13 protein-coding genes and 1 tRNA gene are annotated in these 17232 nt (G+C 59.6%); 13 read left to right on the forward strand and 1 reads right to left on the reverse strand.

Annotation, left to right across the window (positions count from 1 at the left end):
* Nucleotides 1-5 precede the first annotated feature (5 nt).
* The 8 genes from RRH01S_RS02030 to RRH01S_RS02065 all read left to right on the forward strand — a co-directional run bounded on the left by RRH01S_RS02030 (nucleotide 6) and on the right by RRH01S_RS02065 (nucleotide 8759).
* Entirely contained in the window at nucleotides 6-1700 is a 1695-nt protein-coding gene (locus RRH01S_RS02030; RefSeq protein ID WP_012651734.1) for an ABC transporter permease, read from the forward strand.
* The gene (locus RRH01S_RS02035; RefSeq protein ID WP_012651733.1) at nucleotides 1688-2719 is read left to right on the forward strand and encodes an ABC transporter ATP-binding protein; all 1032 of its coding nucleotides are present in this window, start codon (nucleotides 1688-1690) and stop codon (nucleotides 2717-2719) included. Before RRH01S_RS02030 ends, RRH01S_RS02035 begins: the two co-directional genes overlap by 13 nt.
* Before the next feature lie 144 nt (nucleotides 2720-2863).
* Nucleotides 2864-3976: an endonuclease/exonuclease/phosphatase family protein gene (locus tag RRH01S_RS02040; protein WP_007696862.1), complete on the forward strand. Its 1113-nt coding sequence runs from the start codon at nucleotides 2864-2866 to the stop codon at nucleotides 3974-3976.
* A complete protein-coding gene (locus RRH01S_RS02045) occupies nucleotides 3973-4725 on the forward strand; it encodes a DNA mismatch repair protein MutT (RefSeq protein WP_012651732.1) in 753 nt (250 codons plus the stop codon). Before RRH01S_RS02040 ends, RRH01S_RS02045 begins: the two co-directional genes overlap by 4 nt.
* A 79-nt stretch (nucleotides 4726-4804) precedes the next feature.
* A complete protein-coding gene (locus RRH01S_RS02050) occupies nucleotides 4805-5722 on the forward strand; it encodes a PhzF family phenazine biosynthesis protein (RefSeq protein ID WP_041722584.1) in 918 nt (305 codons plus the stop codon).
* Between the two features lie 125 nt (nucleotides 5723-5847).
* Nucleotides 5848-5923, forward strand: a tRNA-Lys gene (locus RRH01S_RS02055).
* Between the two features lie 698 nt (nucleotides 5924-6621).
* Entirely contained in the window at nucleotides 6622-8085 is a 1464-nt protein-coding gene (locus RRH01S_RS02060; protein ID WP_012651730.1) for an FAD/NAD(P)-binding protein, read from the forward strand.
* Between the two features lie 203 nt (nucleotides 8086-8288).
* Nucleotides 8289-8759, forward strand: a complete 471-nt coding sequence (locus tag RRH01S_RS02065; RefSeq protein WP_007696849.1) for an RrF2 family transcriptional regulator — start codon at nucleotides 8289-8291, stop codon at nucleotides 8757-8759.
* A gap of 58 nt (nucleotides 8760-8817) precedes the next feature.
* On the opposite strand, the gene RRH01S_RS02070 is transcribed toward RRH01S_RS02065, so the two are convergent.
* Nucleotides 8818-10035 (reverse strand): SfnB family sulfur acquisition oxidoreductase, encoded by a 1218-nt coding sequence (locus RRH01S_RS02070; RefSeq protein ID WP_012651729.1) that lies wholly within the window; start codon nucleotides 10033-10035, stop codon nucleotides 8818-8820.
* Nucleotides 10036-10230: 195 nt separating this feature from the next.
* On the opposite strand from RRH01S_RS02070, the gene RRH01S_RS02075 reads away from it, so the two are divergent.
* From RRH01S_RS02075 to RRH01S_RS02095, 5 genes are all read left to right on the forward strand, one after another.
* The gene (locus RRH01S_RS02075; RefSeq protein WP_012651728.1) at nucleotides 10231-10830 is read left to right on the forward strand and encodes an RBBP9/YdeN family alpha/beta hydrolase; all 600 of its coding nucleotides are present in this window, start codon (nucleotides 10231-10233) and stop codon (nucleotides 10828-10830) included.
* Between the two features lie 378 nt (nucleotides 10831-11208).
* Nucleotides 11209-12624 (forward strand): FAD/NAD(P)-binding protein, encoded by a 1416-nt coding sequence (locus RRH01S_RS02080; RefSeq protein ID WP_012651727.1) that lies wholly within the window; start codon nucleotides 11209-11211, stop codon nucleotides 12622-12624.
* A gap of 176 nt (nucleotides 12625-12800) precedes the next feature.
* Nucleotides 12801-13361 (forward strand): DUF924 family protein, encoded by a 561-nt coding sequence (locus RRH01S_RS02085; RefSeq protein WP_012651726.1) that lies wholly within the window; start codon nucleotides 12801-12803, stop codon nucleotides 13359-13361.
* A 176-nt stretch (nucleotides 13362-13537) separates the two neighbouring features.
* A complete protein-coding gene (locus tag RRH01S_RS02090; protein WP_012651725.1) occupies nucleotides 13538-16138 on the forward strand; it encodes a mechanosensitive ion channel family protein in 2601 nt (866 codons plus the stop codon).
* 229 nt (nucleotides 16139-16367) lie between these two features.
* Nucleotides 16368-17198: a response regulator gene (locus tag RRH01S_RS02095; RefSeq protein WP_012651724.1), complete on the forward strand. Its 831-nt coding sequence runs from the start codon at nucleotides 16368-16370 to the stop codon at nucleotides 17196-17198.
* Nucleotides 17199-17232 lie beyond the last annotated feature (34 nt).

Below are 17232 nucleotides of genomic sequence, written 5' to 3' on the forward strand. Positions count from 1 at the left end.
TGTCGATGTACGGATATATGCGTAAGGGAAACAGCCAGCCAGCCTGGCTGTTTCCCTTTGTCGTCACCATCGTGATGCTCTTGAGCGTGCTGCCGCTGGCGCGGCTGGCAGAGGCCGGTATAGCAGCGCTGCTGCGCGGCGGTGCCTATGAGCTGATCACCGACCCCACCCTCTGGCGCTCCGCTTGGTACACCATCGAGACGGCCGTGCTCGGCACGCTGATTTCCGTGGCTCTCGGCTGCCTCTTCGCTTTCCTGCTGACATTGACCGACATGCCGGGCAGGGGACCGCTCGGCTTTCTCTTCGTCCTGCCGATGATGATCCCACCGCAGGTGACGGCGCTGGCATGGGTGCAGATGTCCGGCCCGTCGAGTCCGCTATTGAAGGCGCTGCATATCGCACCGCCGCTCGGTTCGCCGCAACCGCTCTATTCTGTCGGCGGCATTGCGCTGCTTTATGGCGTGCAGCATGCGCCGCTGGTCTATCTGGCGCTTCGGGCCGGGTTGATGGCGCTGCCGCGCGATGGCGTCGAGGCGGCGAGATTATCAGGAGCTTCGGGGCTGCGCGTCTTCCGCGACATTATCCTGCCTCTGTCACTGCCCGGCATGATCGCCGGCGCGGCCATCGCCTTCGTCTCCTCGGTCGGCAATTTCGGCATTCCGGCCATTCTCGGAATACCGGCTTCGATCTTCACGCTGTCGACGTTGATCTTCACCAAATTCTCTACCTTCGGTCCGCGCACCTTCGGCGACATCGCTCTGTTGTCGGCGATGATCGCGGTGATCTCGGTCGCGGGCCTTGCGGTTCAGGGCAGGGCATTGAGGGGGCGGGATTATCGGATGATCGGCCTGTCCGGCGCATCCGCCGCCTTCTCGCTTGGTCGCTGGCGTCTTGTTGCCCTGCCGCTGCTCTCAGCGATCCTGTTCATCATGCTTGTCGCGCCCTTCTTCGCGCTGGTCGCTGGAGCGCTGGTGCCGGCCTATGGCGTGCCACTGACCTTCAAGACGGCGTCGCTGCATGCCTTTGCCGAAATCTTGTTTCGCCAGACCGTGACGCGCACCGCATTTTCCAATTCCCTGTTTCTGGCCGGAACGACGGCGTTTGGTCTCCTTGTGGTGACAATTCTTGCGGCTTACGCGCTGACAAAGCGCAAGGACATGCTGAGCCGGATCGTCGGGGGCTTGATCGAAATTCCCTATTCACTGCCGGGGATCATTATCGCCGTCTGCTTCATTCTTGTTTTTGCGGCCCCTTTGCCAGTTCTCAACGTCACACTCTACGGCACGATCTGGATCATTCTGCTCGCCTATTTCTCCGCCTATTTCGCCGTCAGTCTCAAGCCGGTGATGAGTGCTTTCCTGCAGCTCGATCCGGCGCTGGAAGAGGCCGCGCGTCTATCGGGTGCCGGTTTCTTCCGGCGTCTCTTCGATATCATCGTGCCGCTGATCGCGCCGGCAGCGGGAGCCTCGGTGATCCTGGTCTTTCTGATTGCCTGCAACGAGTTGACGGTCTCAGCCCTGCTCTGGTCGGCGGGGACACAGACGCTGGGTGTCGTCATCTACAATCTCGATGACGGCGGCAGCTCCGATCTGGCGTCCGCCATGTCGATCATCGTCATCGCCATGGTCGTTACCATGATGCTGTTGTTGGAAATCCTGGCCAAGCGCCTGCCGAAGGGAGTGGTGCCGTGGCGAAGCTGATCCTCAATCACGTCAGCAAGGATTTCGGCACGGGCGGCCGCGCGGCTGTCCACGCGCTATCCCTGGATGTTCGCGAGGGTGGTTTCCTGGCACTGCTCGGGCCGTCCGGCTGCGGCAAGACGACGGTGCTTCGAATGATCGCCGGCTTCGAGCAGCCGACGGATGGTTCGATCCATCTCGGCGAGCGCCTGCTGGCCGATGCCGCGCATACGCTGCCGCCGGAGCGGCGCAATATGGCGATGGTGTTCCAGTCCTATGCGCTCTGGCCGCATATGAATGTCGCCGACAATGTCGGTTATCCGCTGAAGGTGCGCGGTATTTCCGGTGAGCGTTACCGTCTGAAGGTGCGCGAGGCGCTGTCGACGGTGCGGCTGGAGGATTACGCCGAACGGCGGCCTGCAGATCTGTCCGGCGGCCAGCGGCAGCGCGTGGCACTGGCGCGCTGCTTGGTGACATCGCCCGATGTCGTGCTGCTGGATGAACCGCTCGCCAATCTCGATCGTCATCTGAAGAAGGAAATGGAGGAGACGTTCCGCGAATTCCATCAGCGCTCCGGCGCTACCATGGTTTACGTCACCCATGACCAGAGCGAGGCCATGGCGCTGGCGACCGATGTTGCAGTGATGTCCGAGGGACGGTTGCTACAGGTTGCGGCACCGGCTGAGATCTATGCGCGGCCGGAAGGGCGGTTGGTCGGTGGATTGGTCGGACAGGGAGCGATCCTGTCACTCGTCGTTCCGGATGGCAGGCCGCGGGTGATCGACTGGCCGGCATTGAAGGCAATGTGGGGCGAGCCGGAGGGAGATGCGACTCGGGCCGACATCCTCGTTCGGCCCGAGGATGTCGTCGCCGATGCAGAGGGCATCGGATGCCGGGTGGACTCCGTCCTTTATGAGGGCGAGCGCTATGCGCTGCGGCTGTCGCTGCCGGACGGCCAGGTGTTGCGCGCCTATAGCCGCGAAGCGGTGAAGACCGGCGATGCCTATGCCGTCGCCATCCGTTCGGCTTGGCGGCTCTGATCGATGCAGCCGGGCGGAAAGACAAGACGGTTGTTCGCTGCCCCCACCTGTGCTTGATTTGCCTTATGTCACGAATGGGAGTCGCGCCATGTCGGATCAAGGTTTCCCGATGGTTGGTCTCGGCGCCGTAAACCGGAATGCTTCATGTCCCTGCGTCTTGCCACCTTCAATGTCGAAAACCTGCTGACCCGTTTCGATTACACCGGTTTTCGCAATCAGTTGCGGCAGGACCGCGTGCTGAAGCTGTTCGATGTGAAGAACGAGAACATCTACCAGCAGCTTGAAGCGGCCCGCGTGGTGGCTGCGACCGACGACACGCGGCAGATGACGGCGCTCGCCATTGCCGATGCGAATGCCGATATCATCTGCCTGCAGGAAGTTGACAGCATGGCGGCGCTGCAGGCCTTCGAATATGGCTATCTCTACCGCATGGTCGGCAATGGCTATCGGCAGAAATTTCTGATCGAGGGCAATGACTCCAGGGGTATCGACGTTGCCGTGATGATGCGCGAGCAGACCAGCGACGGGCAGCCGATCGTGCTGAAGGACATCAAGAGTCACGCCATGGTGACTTATCGCGATTTCGATCTGTTCACCGACGAACTGGCGGCGCTCGGCCTTCACGAGGACGATAAGATCTTCAAGCGCGACTGCCTGGAGCTGGATCTGACCATCGGCGGCGTGCCGTTCTCACTCTATGTCGTGCATCTGAAGTCTATGGGTCCGGCGCGGGAGGGTGTCGACGGCCGCCAGTCGACCATGCCGGTGCGCCGTGCGGAGACGCTGGCGGTGCGCCACATCATCGAGACCCGTTTCGGCGCCGGTCATACGGCTGCCAAGAATTTCGCCATTTGTGGCGATATGAACGACTATCAGGAACGCGTCGACGTCATCGGCACGCGCCATACGGGCTATCGCTTTGAACACCGGGATGAAGAGGCGAGCGCGCTCGATGTCTTCAGCCATGACGGTTTCGTCGAAAATGTCATGCGGCGGCGCGACGAGCTCGACCGCTGGACGCTCTATCATGCGCGCGGGCCGCAGGAGCAATGGCTCTGCCAGCTCGACTACATCTGGCTGTCTCCGGCCCTGGCGCGCGCCAATGCGGCGCGGTTGCCCGATGTCGTCCGCTCCGGCCAGCCTTTCCGCACCATCTTTCCGCCCGGACAAGAGGTGGAACGCTATCCGCGCACAGGTTGGGACAGGCCGAAAGCCTCCGACCATTGCCCCATCGTCATGACATTGGATCTTTTATGAACTCCGCTTTCAAACCGCAAAACGACATGGCCGGCTGGCCGCCGGAGAATACCGTGTTTCCGGTCGCGCGCATCGATCTCAAGGTGATTACTGGCGATCATCCCTTTCATCTCAACGAAGCGGCGGCGGCGCAGGAAAACTGGAAGAGGGAGATTGCCTCCAATCCGGCCCTTTACGACGGCCGTATGATCTTTCAGCATCGTCTCGAGGTCAGCGAGCAAGCCGTGGCGGGCGAGGGCTATGTAACGCCTTTCTCCACATTTATGTGGTGGCGCAAGCACAGGGAGCGCGGCGGCGGCTTTCATGTCTTCGCCTTTCCGGTTGCCGTCTCTTCCGATGGGGCGATCATCGCTATCCGCATGGCGCAGCACACGGCCAACCCTGGGCAGGTCTATTGCGCCGCGGGTTCGATGGATGAAAACGACATTGTCGACGATCGTTGCGATGTCGAGGGTAATATGCGGCGCGAGGTTCTGGAGGAAACCGGTCTCGATCTTGACGTGGCCGTTGCCGAGCCCGGCTATTATGCGACGCATGCCAACCGCTCCGTCACCCTGTTCCGTATCTTTCGCTTTCCCTGGACCGCCGACGAGATGCTCGAAAAGATCAGGGCTCATATGCTGGTGGACGAGGAAAAGGAGATCGACGGCGCGGTCGCCATCCGCTCCGCCGATCCGACGGCGCATCGCTACAGCTCGGCGATGCCGCCCATCCTGGCATGGTTCTTCGCTCGTGCGGAACAGCTTTAGCTTGCGCTCGAAGGTGTTGCCGTTATGTATGAGGAAGCCGGGTGGCTATGCAGTCTAAAGTCATGTGAGGGAGGCAGGGGTGGCCCGCAGCTTCAGTGTCTATGATGTGTTCACCGACAGCAGGCTTGCGGGCAATCCGCTGGCCGTGATCTTCGATGCCGAAGGTCTGAGCGACGAGGCGATGCAGGCGATCGCCAAGGAGATGAACCTTTCCGAGACGGTGTTCGTTTTGCCACCGCAGAACCCGACGCATACGGCAAACCTGCGCATCTTCACACCAGGACGTGAACTCCCTTTCGCCGGCCATCCAACGGTCGGCACCGCGATCGCGCTTGCGGAGCGGGCACATGCCAATCATGGCGGTGATATCGATCTGGTCTCGGTGCTCGACGAGCGGGTAGGGCCGGTGCGCTGCGCCGTCAGGCTGCGGCAGCAGAAGGCGAGCTTTGCCGAGTTCGACCTGCCGCGCAAATCGCAGCAGATCGTACTGCCGCTCGACAAGGCGGATATTGCCAACGCGCTTAGCCTGAAGATCACCGAGGTCGGCTTCGAGAATCACGTACCGTCGATCTGGAGCGCCGGCGTGCCGTTCCTGCTGGTGCCCGTGCATGATGTCGGAGCGGCCGAGCGGCTGGAATTCGATCTGCAGCTTTGGGAAAAGATGGTGCCTTTCGTCGATGGCGCGCTTGCCTCCGCCTTCGTCTATTGTCGCGGCGCTGTCAATCACACCGCAAAGTTCCATGCCCGCATGTTCCCGGTCGGGATGGGCATTGTCGAGGACCCGGCGACGGGCGCAGCCGTGGCGGCGCTGTCAGGCGCCATCCATCGGTTCGATCAGCTGCCGGATGGGCACCATCCGATCATCATCGAGCAGGGAGTCGAGATGGGTCGCCCGTCTTTCATCCACCTCCATATCGATATCGACGGCGGCGAGATCGCCAACGCGCGAATTGGCGGTCAAGCGGTGCGTGTTGCGACCGGAATTCTTGAGATTTGATTTCATTGAGTTTTTTTCGTTCCTCGAAATTTTTTTGACGAATAACGAAAGAAAATTGATCTGGCCGCTGGACAATCAAACCGATCCTATTTATATGCCCGTTCACACCGCCAGCGAGCGGTTACGGGTGATTAGCTCAGTTGGTAGAGCAGCTGACTCTTAATCAGCGGGTCGTAGGTTCGAGCCCTACATCACCCACCAAATTTTCTTAGAATATCATTGTGATAGCGGCGCCAGTTAAAGCTGGCCGCCGGCGGCGGAAGCACGAGTTTGCGCCATTTGCATTTGCAATATGCTGGATCTCGTAGACCTGCTGGTTAAGAGTCAGTCGCTTTGTCGACAGAGACGTGAAGCAGCGGCTTGCTTTTGTTCCAAGCGCGATCCAGGTCGTAAATTTGGCAGAGAAAAACGCATAAGAGCAGGCAACCGTAGGTGCCAGCATTCAACCGATCACAATCGACTTTAGGTATCTGACGTTCGTGCCAGCGCTTACCTAATGCCTCTTATGCCCGCCGCCTTCCATCACGCTGAAGATGAAGATCACCACCAGGAGCAGGATCAGCGTATAGTCGAAGGTGGATAGCATGCCGAGCAGTTCCATGATGTTTCTCCTCCCAGAGAACATGAACCAGGACGATCATTAGTATGTTCTTTTATTGGGTGTATGCCAAGGTTTTTACATCCTGCGGTGCAATAACGCTGTTGTGCAGAGCACAAGGAAGTGTTTGTTCGCAAAGGTGATATCGGTTTCGACGCTGTTGCGTTGGTTCATGGGAACCATTCGGCTTGTCACGGCATTCTATTGTCAATAAAATTTGTAGAGTATATTGCTGTGGAGCAGGCGCGATTGGCGGCATCAAGATCGTCCGCGCGATCGATCGGACTGGAAGGATTTGGCGATGACCACTTATTCTCACGCTTCGTCGCGTGACCGGCCAGTTATCGCAATTATCGGCGGCGGCGTTTCCGGCGCGGCGGTCGCCTTTCATCTGCTGCAGCGCCAGCGGCTGCAGCCCGGTCAGCTTTTCATTTTTGAGCCGCGCGCCAGACTGGGGGCGGGGTTAGCCTATGATACCCAGGATCCCGCGCACCGCATCAATGTGCCGGCGGCAAAGATGAGCCTGCTGCCCGACGATCTCGAACATTTTCAACGCTGGATCGAAGCCCATGATGCGCTGGCCGGCGACGAGACGGCCGTAGCGGCAAATGGCAGCCTGTTTCCACGGCGCGAGGTTTTCGGACGTTATATCAATGACATGGTGCAGCCTTTCGTCGACGATGGCCGCATCAGCCATGTAGCCGAAAAGACTGCCGAGGTGCTGCGGCGGGATGGTCGCTGGATGATCACGGACGAGGCGGGTCGGCGGCTGGAAGCGGATATCCTCGTCATCGCCACGAGCCATCCGTCGCCATTGCCGCCGGAACCGTTGCGGCGCGCTCTGGCAGGTCATCCGCGTTTTGTAGTCGATCCGACGCGGCCGGATGCACTCGCCGCCATCCGCGCTGATGATCGCGTGCTCGTGGTCGGCAATGGCCTGACCTCAGCCGACGTTATCGCCTCCCTTACCCTGCGTGGTCACAAGGGGCCGATCACTGCCATCTCCAGACGTGGCTTGCGCTCGCGCGGCCATGCGCCCGTGAGACAGGAACTGTTCGGCGATTTCGTCAGTCGTCCATCGCGGACGGCGCTCGACCTGTTGCGGCATGTGCGTGCCACCATTCGCGAGGCGGAGGCTGAGGGGCGGAGCTGGCATGCGGTCATTGATCAGGTGCGTGCGCAAGGACAGGATTTATGGCGGGCGATGCCGCTTGGAGAGCGGCGGCGCGTGGTGCGGCATTTGCGGCCCTTCTGGGATGTGCACCGTTTCCGCGTTGCGCCGCAGGTGGAAGCTGCCAGCGAGGAAGCGATTCGGGGCGGCAGGCTGGAGGTGCTGGCAGCCTCCGTCGCATCCATGGAGACAAAGGATGGGGCGATTGATTGTCGGCTCGATCTCAGCCATTCAGCCGGGTGTATCGAGCGTCAGTTCGATGCGGTGGTGGTAACGACGGGGCCGGGCCATCGCGGCATATTGGAGACGCAGGGCTGGATCGGCGCACTTGCGGATGCGGGCTATCTCGCTATCGATGCCACGCGCCTCGGCCTTGCCTGCAATACGACATCCCAGGCACAGGGGCCGGATGGCGCGGTGTCACCGTCGCTGTTCATTTCGGGGCCGCTGGCGCGGGGGACTTTCGGCGAACTCATGGGCCTGCCGGAAGTGGTCGAGCATGGTGTCTTCGTCGCGGGGCAAGTGGCGTCGGCAATCGGCGATCATGAAAATCGCAGGCGTGATAGCCAGCAATTTGATATCAGCGCCGCGTAAAGGCAAAAAAAACCGCAAAATCGTTGCTTAAGCGATACATTGCCTAAATTTACTCATATAAACTATACAATTTGTGAGTTATTGTCTTGTTCGTCGAAGGTAGCGGTATTACTTCCCGTGGCCAATGATGACAGGATCGGCGGCCGAGTCTCGACCGGTTAGCCGGGCTCCCAACAATCGAACTTGTAGTAAAGCGGACAGCGATGCTCACGAAAAAAGGAAAATACGGGTTGAAGGCGCTGGTGGATCTGGCACGCCTCGCGCCGGGCGAGACTGCGTTCATCAACGACATTGCTTCGCGTAACAATATCCCGAAGAAGTTCCTCGACACCATTCTGCTGGAATTGCGCAATGCCGGCGTGCTGCGGTCTAAGAAGGGGCCTGGAGGCGGCTATTCGCTGTCGCGTCTCGCCTCCGAGATCCGCATCGGTCATGTCATCCGCACGCTTGACGGCCCGCTCGCGCCGATCCGCTGTGCCAGCCGCACTGCCTACGAGGCCTGTGACGATTGCGCCGATCCAGAGCGCTGTCATGTGCGGCGCTCCATGACGGAAGTCCGTGATGCGATCGCCGACATTCTCGACAACATGACGCTGGAGCAGTTCGTTGCCGGCGGTGGGCCGGGCATCGATACGGAAGAGCGGGAAGACTACCGCGCTTCGAAGATCGGCTGAGTCGACTTCCAGATCTTTCTGAATTTTTCCGCCGGCCTTAAAGCCGGCGGTTTGCGTTTCACGGCGCCCAGTTCTTCGGCGGCGTTACGCCGTTCAGATGATAATTGCCGACCAGATGATATTTCCAGCGGGTGGGATCCTGCAGCGTGTGGGTGCGGGCATTGCGCCAATGGCGGTCGAGATTGAGGCCGATGCGCGTCGATGAGGTGCCGGCGAGTTCGAACAGCGTGTTCGAGGCTTCAATGGCGATTTCCGTCGTCAGCGTCGTTGCTGCCGCCACGCCAAGCGTGGCGTCGATCACATGGTCTTCGGTCGGATTGATCTGGGCGATATCGATTTTCCGGCCCGCACGATCCAGCAGTGCCGCCGCCGCCTCGATGCGGACGGCGATCTGGCCAATCCTGGCAATGGTCAGCGGGTCGTCCGTCGCTCGCTCGACGCCGCTGTTCATCCAGGGGCGAGCGCTGGTCCTCACGAATTCCACGGTTTCGGCAAAGGCGACCCTGGCAATGCCGAGATCGATGCCGGCATGGATGATCTGATCCACCGGACCTATGGTCGTCGGCCGTTCGAAACCTGCATGATGGTCAAGGACGGCGTCGGCGTTGACACAGACATTGTGCAGGATGGTCGTGCCGCTGCCGGAGGTGCGCTGGCCGAAACCATCCCAGTCGTCGATGATCTGGATGCCTTCGGTGCCGCGTGGGACGAGGGAGATGCTCAGTTCATCCCGCACATCGAGCGCCGAGATCGCGATCCAGTCGGCGAAAAGCACGCCGGCGGCATAGGATTTGCGGCCATTGACGCGATGACCTGGCCCATCCGGCGTCAGACGGGTGTTGTCTTGTCCGACCGTTGCAGTACCGGGTTCGGAGAGGGCGTTGCCGAAGCGATCGCCGGCCAGTGCCCTTGCGAAGAAGGCGTCCTTCTGCTCTTCGCTGCCGCCAGTGCGTAGCGCCTCGAGAATATAGAAATGGTTCCGTGCAATTTCGGCAATCGAAGGATCGGCTTCCGCCAGGATGGCGACGATTTCGGCGAGAATGGAATTGGAGATGTCAAGGCCGTCATATTCGGAGGGCGTGGTGATGCCGAGCAGTCCGGATTGCGACAGGGCCTCCACTTCCTCGTAGGGGAGCACGCGGTTGATGTCGCGGTCGCTCGCCTGCTGCGCGAAGCGGGCGGCCAGCGATCGGGCGATCTGCAGCGCTTCTTCTTCGCTCTGAATGCGGTGTGCGGGCGGCCTGACATGCTCGTGCAACTGCGAAACAGTTCCCATCCATCACTCCATCAGCCGATGGCATATTCAGTGACTTAGCCTTGCCAAATCGATAAGCTCTTAATTTCTATAGATGTACTGTACATTAGATTTTCTTTGCTTATGCCGATCTGGCTGTTTGGCATAATAGGCGTCGAATGGAGAAATTGTAAGTGCGCGGCTCGACCGCCGCCGATTGCCATCCAGGAGAGCGCTATGGTCGCGACATTGATCGTTCCCGGTTTGAACGGCTCCGCCGAGGGGCACTGGCAGCGCCATTGGGTGTGTGATCATACGGCTGCAACCATCGTTCGCCAGTCCTCCTGGGCAAGGCCGGCGCTCAAGGATTGGCTGGCGGCGTTGGAGACCGAACTGGAGCGAGCAGGGGAAGTATGGCTCGTCACCCATAGTCTCGGGTGCCTGCTTGCCGCAAACCTCGCAAATCGGCCTGCTGCGCGCCATGTGAAGGGTGCGCTTCTGGTCGCGCCTTGCGATCTCGGGCGGACGGAGCGGCTGCATCCCGGCGCCATCGATTTCGGTGCGATGCCGATAGGGTCCCTGCCGTTTCCGAGCCTCGTCGTCGGCAGCCGGGACGATCCTTACATGGATTTTGCGGAACTTCGCCGCTATGCAGCTCAATGGGGCAGCGGGTTTCACGATCTCGGCAATGCCGGCCATATCAATATTGCCAGCGGTTTCGGTCGCTGGGAGCAGGGCTATCGATTGTTTTCCGATTTCGCCAAGCCACTTGAAAACCAAAGGAATAAGCGTGCAAGACCGCGATTGCACGACGTTCTGTGCCCGGCCATGTCATAGGGCGCCACCCACCATCAGAAACGCCGGTCGCAAGAAAGCGCTTGCTACCGGCGCATTTTCGCGCTTTCATATACGACTAAATAAGTAGACTATATGAGCAACCACATTCCTCCAGGCCAATGGGCTTGCAGTATGAAGGTTGACGAAGGGAACAGGGTTTCGCGCTGGAGCGGAAACCTGCCTGAAGCATCCCTCTTTCGGATGAGAGCCGAAGTGGGAAATGCACTTCAGGTTCAAGGAACCAAAGCGGCCCTTGTGTGTTTACGGGCGCGCAGCGCTTCGCGGCCTGATGGCTGCGAACCGTATGAGGTTCACCGGCAAAGTATCAGTATGCCCTTAGAAAAGCATGATCGACCACCTCGCCCCCCAGGAGTTGATATGACGGTTCAGGGATTTTTTTCCGCCAAGGCAAATGCTGCGGCACAGGCCTATGGGATACCGCGCATCGCCGTTATCGGCCGCGGCTTTTCCGGCATGATGATGGCGATCGCCTTGATGAAGACGGTGCGGACGCCATTTCACCTGCAGCTCTTCGATCCCAATTCCAGCGTCAGCGGCGGTCAGGCGTTAGCCTCCGGCCATAGCAGCGAAATCCTCAACAGCCGCGTGCGCGATCTCTCGGTCTCCGCCGGCGATCCTGATGATTTCAACGATTGGCTCTGTAGCAACGCTCCGTTTCGCAGTGCCGTACCGGCGGCGATACCGGGATTTCTGCAGATCTTCGTGCCGAAGAGCATTTTCAGCGATTATGTCTATCAGCGCTTCTCCGAGGCGCTGTCTTCGCGACGGGATATTACGGTGCAGGTCAGTGGCGAGACGGTGGTCGGCCTTCGCCGTGGCCGTGGCGGCCGTTTTCTGGTGGAAAGCGCCGGTGTCGCCAATCCGGTGTTCGACATGGTGGTCCTGGCGACCGGTTACGGCATTGCCGATGACCAGCCGCAGAGCGGCGAGCCCGTGGCAACGCCGACGACGGTGCGCGCTCGTCGCCTGGTGTCGCGCCCGCATACCGTCTTGCTCGGCAGCGGCCTGCGCGTCGTCGACCGACTGCTGCAGATGCGCGATAGCGGCTATGACGGCCAGATTACCCTCGTTTCCAGGCGCGGCTTCCTACCGCAGAGCCATACCCGCAGCAACGCCGATCCGGTCTTTCCAGCCAAAGCGATGCCCGGCAATCTCAGCGAGATCGTCCGTTTCATTCGCGCGGCCTGCGAAAATGCCGAGGCCAACGGGCAGAACTGGCAATCCGTCATGAACGGCCTGCGAAAACATGCCCGTTCGCTCTGGCGGTCGCTGCCGGCAGGCCAGAAGCAGCAATTCAACCGCCATCTGCGCGCCCTTTACGACAGCCACCGAAATCGTCTGCCGGAGGCGCTACATGTCCGGCTGCAACAGGAACTCGCGGAGGGCAACACGTTGTTGCGTCGTGGACACTTCCTGCGACGCACGCCGACCGGCTTGACGATGAGGCCAGCCGGCCAGCAGGGCATTGAGCAGATCTATGCCGACGAGGTGATCGACTGCCGCTGCCAGGCGCCAGACCTCACCACGCCGCTGATGCAGAGCCTGATCAATGCTGGCCTTGCCATGCCGGACGAACTCGGCCTCGGCCTTGCCGTCGAGGCCACCGGCGCGCTTTCCGTGGATGGTCGAACGACGGATGGGCTTTTCGCTGTGGGGCCACTGGGGCTCGGGAGCCTGCCGGATATCGATCTGGTGCCGGAGATCGTGATGCAGGCCTATGCGGCGGCGGAAGGCGTTGCCAGGCGGTTCTATCCGCAATGCAAGGCGGTGTAATAGAGCCGTCTCTCGCTGGTCAACGGTGGCATGGCCCGGTGCTCGCGTTCAAGAGAGCCGCCAATCGGCATCGATTTCATCGTGATCCTGCGAAAAGGGTGACTGACGGCGAGTTTCGCCATTGCCGCCATTCGCTTATGGACCTATCTCCCGAGGGCAGTGTTGGGAGACAGGCAATGGCAGCAAAACCGATCGTTTGTACACCGGAAGAGGTATTAAGCTTCTGGTTCGAGGAGTGCACGAGCGAGGACTGGTTTCGCTCGACCGTCAAACTCGACGAAGAGATCTATCGTCGGTTTCGCGACACGCATCTGGCTCTGGCGGCAGGGGTGAGCGATCTCTGGCGGGCAACGCCGGGAAACCGGCTGGCCTCGATCATTGTCCTCGATCAATTCCCCCGCAATATCTATCGCGGCACTCCGCTTGCTTTCGCAACCGACGGCTTGGCATTGCAGGAGGCGAAAGCGGCTTTGGAGGTTGGCGCTGATCAAGAGATGCCGGCGGAATGGCGGATATTCTTCTATTTGCCGTTCGAACATGCCGAAAATCTTGCCGAGCAGGAACGGGCGGTTGCTCTTTTTCGTTCGCTCGGCATGGATGAGCAGATCGACTATGCGCTTCGGCATCGCGCCGTTATTGCCGTTTATGGCCGTTTCCCTCATCGCAACGCCATGCTTGGGCGCGTATCGACAGAGGCCGAGAAAGAGTATCTCGCCCGTCCAGGAGCGGGTTTCTAAGAGGATAAGGGCGGCAAATGCCTTTCTGTCGCCTTTCTTTGCCTTACAAGGCTTACGCGTAGGGACTATGAAATGCGCAATCGCAGTATGGATAGATTCCGTTCTTTCATTTCTTCCGCGCGGCGAATCCGTTTATTGAGGCCGCCAGCGACTTTATCCGCGACGAGGAGCTTTGCTTGCGCCTGCTGAAACACCGCCTACGTTTTCTATCCTTGCTGCTTTTGGGATTGAGCTTTGCCGTGCTGGCAAGTCCTTTGGGCGGCGGGCATGCCTTTGCGCAGGATCAGCAACAGGTACAGCCGGCCCAGCAATCGGATCAGCCAGTGCAATCGCCGCCGCTCGCCAATGGTTTGCTGGACGCTGCCGTTGCCGATCTTAACAAGGCAAAGAAGGATTTCTCCTCGATCGAGGACGCTTCCAAGGGTGAAGGCGCGGACGACGATACGCTGGTGGCATTGTCCGGTCGGGCCGATGATCTCAATCGCTCCGTCGCGGCGCTCTCTGCGCGGTTGAAGCCACGCTTTGCCGAGATCGATACGCGTCTGACGCAGCTCGGTGCTGCTCCCAAGGAAGGACAGCCGCCGGAAGCGCCGATCGTTACCCAAGAACGTGACCGGCTCACGGCCGAACGCTCGCAGATCAGCGCCGTCACCCTTGATGTCGATAATCTTGTCGCGGCGACCAACCATCTTTCGATGCAACTTGTCGAAATGCGCCGCAAGCTGTTCGCTGAAACGCTATTCAAGCGCACAGGGATTTCCGCGGGAACCTTCGAGGATGCTGGAACGGCGTTTGTCGATGAGGGCGTAAAGTTCAGCGATGCGATCACAAGCTGGATCGGCTTCGTTGTGAAGGCAAAGCTTGGGTCGCTCCTTGCCGCCGTCTTTCTGTCGCTGACCGCGGCCATGATTTTCCTGTTGGGCGGCTACCGGCTCTTCGGACGTTATTACGTCCGGGACGAAAACATCGAGAACCCGCCTTATATCAGTCGTCTCTCCGTTGCCTTCTGGTCGACATTGATCCGAACGCTATCGCTGGCCGCCTTTCTCGTCACGTCCTTTTTGAGCCTTTCGAACTTCAATGTGCTGCGGCCGGATATTGCGCCGGTGCTGGCGGCCTTCTTCGGCTTCATCTGGCTGGTCTATTTCGTCGGCCGTCTGAGCAATGCCGTTTTCGCGCCTTTCAGGCCGCATTGGCGGCTGGTCAAGCTGTCGAACAAGGGTGCGAAGTCGCTGAGCTGGTGCATGCAGGCTATGGCTGTCGTCAATGGCCTGGATTATGTCTTCGACCGCATCAGTGAATCCATGGGGTCTCCCGTCGTCGTCACGGTGGCGAAGAGCTTCTTCGCCGCACTGTTGATTGGCCTGATCCTGATCACGTCCTCCTTCGGCAAGCCGATTCTCGCCAAGAGCGGCGATCCGGATGCCCCCGGCCGTCGCTGGCCGCACGGCATGGCGATCATCCTCCGGGTACTCGGGACATTGCTGATCTTCACGGCCGTCATCGGCTATGTCGGTCTGGCGCGCTTCATCGCGACGCAGCTGATCATGACCAGCGCCGTGCTTGTCACCATGTATATCGGCTTCCAGCTGGGCAAGGCCGTGTCGCGGCAGGGCGTCTTTGCCGAAACGATCATCGGGCGTTTCCTGGAAAACCGCTTTAAGCTCAGTGATGTCGCGCTCGATCAGGCAGGGCTCGTCGCTGGCCTTGCGACTTATGCGGTCGCTCTTCTGACCGGCATTCCCCTGATCCTGCTGTCCTGGGGCTTCCATATCCAGGATCTGGAGCTGTTCGCCTATCGGCTGTTTACCGAGATCCGCATCGGCAATATGTCGATTTCGCTGGTCGGTATCCTTGCCGGCGTCCTGCTGTTTGCCGGCGGCTATCTGGTGACGCGCTGGTTCCAGCGCTGGCTGGACGGAAACGTCATGGCGCGCGGCCAGATGGACCTGGGCGTGCGCAATTCGGTCAAGACCGGCATCGGCTATCTCGGTATTGCCCTGGCGGCCATCTTTGCCATTTCGGCTGCCGGCATCGACCTGTCGAGCCTGGCGCTTGTTGCCAGCGCGCTTTCGGTCGGTATCGGTTTCGGCCTGCAGAATATCGTATCGAACTTTGTTTCCGGCCTGATTCTTCTCGTTGAGCGGCCCTTTAAGGTCGGCGACTGGATCGTTTCTGGCGCCTCGGAAGGCATCGTTAAGCGCATCTCGGTGCGCGCCACCGAGATCGAGACCTTCCGCAAGCAGTCGATCATCGTGCCGAATTCGGAGCTGATCAACGCTTCCGTTGGCAACTGGACGCACCGCAACCGTCTGGCGCGCTCGGAAATCCCGGTCTCCGTCAGCTTCGAATCCGATCCCAGGAAGGTGATGGATATCCTGCTGGAACTGGTGCGCAGCGTTCCCAAGGTGCTGAAAAACCCGGAGCCGCACGTTGAATTCCTGCGCTTTGGCCCATCGTCGCTTGATTTCGAGATGCGCTTCTATCTCTCCGATCTCTCCGACGGCATGGAGATTCGTAATAGTTTGCGGATCGAAATCCTCAAGCGTTTCCGCGAGGAGGGAATTTCCATTCCCTATCCGCATCAGGAATTGCATATCGTTCGTGACGGCAAGCGGGGCAAGCCGAGCAGCATTCTCGCGGAATCGGCGGACGGGCCGGAAGGCGAGAGCGAAGAGGTTGTGAAAGAGATCGTTTCTCCGGCTACGCAACAGCCGGCGCAGTCATCGGAAACCAAAAGCGTCGGCGGCCGACGCGGCAGGGCGCCGGCAGAGTGATACGGCCGGACGGGTTTGCGGCGTCGACCGTCTGAAATCAAAAAAAGATAGTATAGAATAAGGATGCTCTGGTTTCGAAAGACTAGGGCATCGCTTGGTATCCAGATACGAGCCGGGTGCTCTGGCGGCTGCTTTCTTCATCTATGGGAAACCAGTCGACTTAACAAATACTCAAAGGCTTTGCTGTAGAAACTCGGACGAGGCGGAGTTTTTATTAGCAGGTTTTATCATGTCATTTTTGGGTATTTCCGGAATGCAATATTCCGGTGGGTCGCTTTCCGGAGCACGCATTCTGCTTGCCGAGGATTCGAATGTCTTTACGTCGATGATCAGCACGAAGCTCAAGGAGCTCCTCGACATCAACATTGAAATCTGCCGCAACTTTGAAGAGTTGCAGCTTGCCTATGACAAATCGTCGGAGCCGATCCGGCTGGCGATCTCCAACATCAATCTGCCGGGTGCGGAAAAAGGGGAGGCGCTGGAATATCTCATCGACCTCAGTATCCCGACGATCGCCTTCACCGGCACTTTCCTTGCGGGCATGCGCGACGAGCTGATCGCCAAGGATGTTGTCGACTATATTCTCAAGGACAATGTCTTTGCCGTCGATCTGCTGGTGGAATCGATCTGCCGTTTCCTCACCAATCATCGCCATCATGTACTGATCGTCGACGATAGCGCCACGGCGCGCGCGTTGCTGTCCAGTCGCCTGAAGCGTTATAATTTCCGCGTAAGCGTGGCGGAGAACGGCGCCAAGGCGCTGGAAATCCTCAAGGCAAACCGCGACATCGGTCTGATGGTCACCGATTACAACATGCCCGATATCGACGGCTTCGAACTGACGCGCCGCATCCGCGCCAGTATCGGTTCGCATGAGCTGCGCATCATCGGCGTCTCGTCCTCAACCAATCGGCTGCTCTCGGCGCGTTTCCTCAAGGCCGGCGGCAATGACTTCATGTTGCGGCCGTTCATCGATGAAGAATTCTACTGCCGCGTGAACCAGAATCTCGACACGCTGCTGCAGATCCAGTCTGTGCGGCAGGTCAGAATGAGTGCCTGACATGTTGGAAGGGGAGAGCCATGAATGTTCGATC

Source organism: Rhizobium rhizogenes NBRC 13257 (assembly GCF_000696095.1).
GTDB classification, from domain to species: Bacteria; Pseudomonadota; Alphaproteobacteria; order Rhizobiales; family Rhizobiaceae; genus Rhizobium; species Rhizobium rhizogenes.

Coding starts and splice junctions, on each gene's coding strand:
- RRH01S_RS02030 (WP_012651734.1), top strand. CDS start 6: ATGTACGGATATATGCGTAAGGGAAACAGCCAGCCAGCCTGGCTGTTT.
- RRH01S_RS02070 (WP_012651729.1), bottom strand. CDS start 10,035: ATGGGAACTGTTTCGCAGTTGCACGAGCATGTCAGGCCGCCCGCACAC.
- RRH01S_RS02080 (WP_012651727.1), top strand. CDS start 11,209: ATGACGGTTCAGGGATTTTTTTCCGCCAAGGCAAATGCTGCGGCACAG.
- RRH01S_RS02040 (WP_007696862.1), top strand. CDS start 2,864: ATGTCCCTGCGTCTTGCCACCTTCAATGTCGAAAACCTGCTGACCCGT.
- RRH01S_RS02085 (WP_012651726.1), top strand. CDS start 12,801: ATGGCAGCAAAACCGATCGTTTGTACACCGGAAGAGGTATTAAGCTTC.
- RRH01S_RS02065 (WP_007696849.1), top strand. CDS start 8,289: ATGCTCACGAAAAAAGGAAAATACGGGTTGAAGGCGCTGGTGGATCTG.
- RRH01S_RS02075 (WP_012651728.1), top strand. CDS start 10,231: ATGGTCGCGACATTGATCGTTCCCGGTTTGAACGGCTCCGCCGAGGGG.
- RRH01S_RS02095 (WP_012651724.1), top strand. CDS start 16,368: ATGTCATTTTTGGGTATTTCCGGAATGCAATATTCCGGTGGGTCGCTT.
- RRH01S_RS02060 (WP_012651730.1), top strand. CDS start 6,622: ATGACCACTTATTCTCACGCTTCGTCGCGTGACCGGCCAGTTATCGCA.
- RRH01S_RS02045 (WP_012651732.1), top strand. CDS start 3,973: ATGAACTCCGCTTTCAAACCGCAAAACGACATGGCCGGCTGGCCGCCG.